Source organism: Acinetobacter bouvetii, from assembly GCF_902753875.1.
Classification (GTDB): Bacteria; Pseudomonadota; Gammaproteobacteria; order Pseudomonadales; family Moraxellaceae; genus Acinetobacter; species Acinetobacter bouvetii_A.
Window position 1 is genome coordinate 1 of sequence record NZ_CADDTS010000056.1, and the last position, 4378, is coordinate 4378.

4 protein-coding genes and 2 pseudogenes are annotated in these 4378 nt (G+C 38.4%); all 6 read left to right on the forward strand.

Features of this window, described 5'->3' with window-relative positions; translation table 11 throughout:
* Positions 1-129: 129 nt before the first annotated feature.
* Positions 130-261 (forward strand): annotated as a pseudogene (locus FB6_RS16395) (Mpo1-like protein); the annotation flags it as partial.
* 557 nt (positions 262-818) lie between these two features.
* Complete coding sequence (gene thiE, locus FB6_RS16400) at positions 819-1439, forward strand: thiamine phosphate synthase (protein ID WP_174560955.1); 621 nt, start codon at positions 819-821, stop codon at positions 1437-1439.
* A gap of 43 nt (positions 1440-1482) precedes the next feature.
* Complete coding sequence (gene hemL, locus FB6_RS16405) at positions 1483-2781, forward strand: glutamate-1-semialdehyde 2,1-aminomutase (protein WP_174560956.1); 1299 nt, start codon at positions 1483-1485, stop codon at positions 2779-2781.
* A gap of 87 nt (positions 2782-2868) precedes the next feature.
* Positions 2869-3282: a GlcG/HbpS family heme-binding protein gene (locus tag FB6_RS16410; protein WP_174560957.1), complete on the forward strand. Its 414-nt coding sequence runs from the start codon at positions 2869-2871 to the stop codon at positions 3280-3282.
* Between the two features lie 216 nt (positions 3283-3498).
* Positions 3499-3930, forward strand: a complete 432-nt coding sequence (locus FB6_RS16415) for a hypothetical protein (RefSeq protein ID WP_174560958.1) — start codon at positions 3499-3501, stop codon at positions 3928-3930.
* A gap of 349 nt (positions 3931-4279) precedes the next feature.
* Positions 4280-4378: pseudogene (locus FB6_RS16420) on the forward strand (IS982 family transposase); the annotation flags it as partial.

The following is a 4378-nucleotide window of genomic DNA, read 5'->3' on the forward strand; positions in this document are numbered from 1 at the left end:
TCTTCTAGAGTGAGATGAGTATAGTTCATGATGCAACTTTGACTTTGGTCGGTCGGAAGCAAAATGCTAGCTCATCTTGCTTCCTTCCAATAATTTAATCTCTGTTGCACTTCATTTGAGAATCTAAGATTTGAAAAAAATAAGCCTGCCAGTTTTAAACAACCTGTCTATAGTTTCATTTCGGATTGGCGTATGTTTTCTGATGTCATACGTGGCAATTTAAGTCTCAAAGATCGTTCTCTAGACAAAATTGACAGCTGATTCTTTTTTCATGAAGTCAATCTGATTTAAGAGTCAAACATCCATCAGTTTTCGACAAAATGACAGGAAATTTACACTACAGAGTCTTGCATTAGTGAAATGATTATTCTATTAATGTTAATAATGTATTTAGTAAAATGCAGAATGGATAGTCAATCCTGCCAGATTCAAGTTTTCCAAGCCTAGAGCGACCTTTCTCTAGGCTTTTTTTATGGTTCGATAGCTTTGATTTTTTAGCTTAAAATAGGGTGACTCTCTACTCCTTTACCGCTTCCCCAAATGCGTTTTATATAAAGGAGTAGAGAGTCGATTCGTTGCGCTAAGTTTTGTTGTTATTTATTGTTATTCTGTTGATGTATTAAATCCTTTAATTCATCCCTGATCTATCCCTGAAAATAGGGATTTTTCACTTATTTTTAAAAAAATAATGCTAATTTTTAATCTTTCGAAATTTTTCAGGTGTCGTAATTGCATTTCTCCATGAAATCAAGTGGGATACGCTGAATCTTGCTGTCGATATGCCTATAATAGGGCAGTTTTAGTTTTGGCAGTTTTTTATGCGCGGTTTATATCTGATTACCAATGACGATCCATTGGAACTTTTGTTGGCAAAACTTGAAGGTGTTATGGCGAATGGTGGGGTCGCCGTATTGCAATATCGTCGTAAAAAAATTGCCAAAGAAGATCAAATTTACGAAGTCGAATACATGAAAGCCATGTGTGCTGAATATGCGGTTCCTTTTGTGATTAATGATGATCTTGAAATGGCCGTTAAATATGGTTTAGGTGTTCACCTTGGACAAGATGATGGCTCAATCGTTGAAGCAGTTGAACGCTTGCCTGAAGGAGTTTTGATTGGCCGTAGTTGCAATAACTCTTTAGAGTTGGCTGAGCAAGCGATTGCAGACGGTGCTAATTATGTGGCTTTTGGTGCGATCTATGCGACTGAAAGTAAGCCCGAAGCAGGCAATATTGGTCTGGAAACTTTAAAACAAACCAAAGCACAACTGAATGTACCCATTTGCGCCATTGGTGGTTTAACGGTTGAAAATTCAAAGGTTGTGATTGATTCCGGTGCGGATTATTGCGCGGTGATTAGTGATATATTAGGCCGTCCAATGAATGCCATTCCTGAACGTCTTGATGAGTGGTCTGCACTTTTTCAAAGTAGCCTTTAATAAAATAGATTTTTAGATTTAAATTTTTGAGTTGAGTAAATTCATGAGCCTATCTCCAAAGCAAGAGCAATTATTTAAGCAAGCCAGTAAACATATTCCAGGTGGCGTGAACTCTCCTGTACGTGCCTTTAATGGGGTAGGCGGTACGCCAGTGTTTATTGAAAAAGCTAAAGGTGCATATCTGTACGATGTCGATGGCAAGCGCTATGTGGACTATGTCGGTTCTTGGGGACCAATGATTTTGGGTCACGCGCAGCCTGATATTATTAAAGCCGTACAAGAAGCGGCTGTTGATGGTTTAAGTTTTGGTGCGCCAACGGTACATGAAACCACTTTGGCCGACATCATTTGCGAAATCATGCCGTCTATTGAGTTGGTGCGTATGACCAATTCGGGCACTGAAGCGACCATGACCGCGATCCGTCTTGCACGTGGTTATACTGGCCGTGACAAAATTGTAAAATTTGAGGGCTGCTACCATGGTCACTCAGATTCACTATTAGTAAAAGCAGGTTCTGGTCTGTTAACTAAAGGCGAGGGCGAAGCAACTTCAGCGGGTGTGCCTGCCGATTTTGCCAAACACACATTAACGCTTCCATATAACGATATTGCAATGCTGAAAGAATGCTTCGCAAAATTCGGTTCTGAAATTGCTGGGGTAATTGTTGAACCTGTTGCAGGCAACATGAATTTGGTTAAACCAATCGATGGCTTCCTTCAAGCGATTCGTGATGTATGTGATGAACACGGTTCAGTCTTCATCATTGATGAAGTGATGACAGGTTTCCGTGTTGGTTTGGGCGGCGCGCAAGCACATTATGGCGTTACACCTGACTTAACCACTTTGGGTAAAATCATTGGTGCAGGCTTACCTGTAGGTGCTTTCGGTGGTAAACGCGAAGTGATGGAATGCATTGCGCCGCTTGGTAAAGTGTATCAAGCAGGGACATTATCAGGTAACCCACTGGCAATGCGTGCCGGTATCGAGATGTTTAAACATCTACGCCAACCGGGTTTCTATGAAACTTTAACGGCTAAATTAGAAACTTTACTTGCAGGCTTACAAGCTGCTGCAGATGACGCTGGTATTCCTTTCTTTACCCAACAAGTTGGCGGTATGTTTGGACTTTACTTCACAGATCAAACTGAAATTACCGGTTTTGATTCAATTTTAAAATGTGATGTTGAAGCCTTTCGTACTTTCTTCCACGGTATGCTAAAACGTGGTGTCAACCTTGCACCATCTGCATTTGAAGCAGGCTTCTTCTCTAGCGCGCATAGCGATGAAGATATTGCCTTCACGATTGAAATGGCGAAAGAAACTTTTGCTGAAATGAAGTAAGTTTCAAATTATTTGCTTTACAATGAAGCCCGCAGTTTGCTGTGGGCTTTTTATTGCCAGTAGATTTTAACCATAAGAATTTTGAAGATGAAAACCAAACATTATTTGACTTTGGCGGATGCAGAGTTTTTATTAAATCAGGCACATCAATATGCAATTGAAAATCAGTTCAATGTCAGCATTGCCGTGGTAGATGAAACAGGTAATTTGCTTGCTATGAAGCGTATGGATGGCGCTTCGCCTATGACAGCCAATCTGTGTTTAGAAAAAGCCAAATGTTCTGCGATTAGTCGCCGTCCATCCAAGTTGTTTGAAGATATTATTAAAGGCGGTCAAATGGGCTTTCTTACGATGGATACATTCTCAGGGATGCTTGAAGGTGGAGAGCCGATTATGTATGAAGGGCAATTAGTGGGTGCGATGGGGGTGTCAGGTGTAAAATCTTTTGAAGATGCGGAGATTGCACAGATGGCGATAGAGAAATTTTTGGCGCAGGTGTAAGGTTAAGATAATTTTATCTTTTTAGCCTCATATTTGAGAAGAAAATTGTATTATCGTTAAAAGCACCTGTGAAACGTAAAAGATCAAGGAAAACCCAGTCAATAGTGATTAGGGTTTTTGAGATTTTTATCAGATTTTGAATCATTATTAAAATAATTTCGTATAACGTGTATTATTTTGATTTTAGAAAAATTAAATATTAGAGGGGAATAAAAAATGGGAGAGTGGTCAGAATATTTCGAAGATTTTCCAGAAGAAAATCCAGCAAATCAGCCCAATAAAGGACCAGACCTAGGTCCACGTTCAAAGTATTTCCCAGATTGGCATGTAAGCCAATTAACAAAAGAAGAATTAGCTGAAATTGCTAAAAAAATAGAAGCTAAAAATGCAGAGATTGAAAGACAAGCCGAAGAGAAAGCTAAATATATACAAGAAGCGAAATCTCATCCTTTGTTTCTGGTCGAGGTATGCCCAATATGTAATTTGAATACAATGAATATATATCAAATCAGTGATGATAATTACTTTGGTGAGTGTCAAGAATGTGGTGTATCAGGTGGTGAAGCAGAACCAAAAATAATTTTAGAGAAAATAGAAGATCTTGTTTGGAAGCAATCTCAAGATATAGAACTGGATGAAGATTTTTAGCATTTAAAAAAGCTCTGATTTTAAGTTAGGACTTCGCATAACCCATCTTATAATTATTTTAGAATATCTTTAAAAATGCTTATCAGGGATTAAATAATATGTATGAAAATTATACGCGACAAGCATTACCTTCGAGAAAATATAGAGAACTCATAGGAACTGCTATTTGTGTCTTTAATTCTAATAATAGCTTTATCATCGAAAACATATTAAGAGTAGATCCAACTGGACAATATGAGTGGAATAAACTCATAGATAACCCGAATCGCGGATAAGAAAATGACTTGAAAAATAAGAGGACTAGAGCCATCAGTTGAGTTACCACACAAAACCTAAAGCCCTAGTCCTGATGTTCAATAGTACCGAATTATTCTGCGTAATTGATGATTTCTTTCTGAAATTTGAAGCAACTTATTGGAAATTTCTCAAACAAAGCCGTCATTCGTTA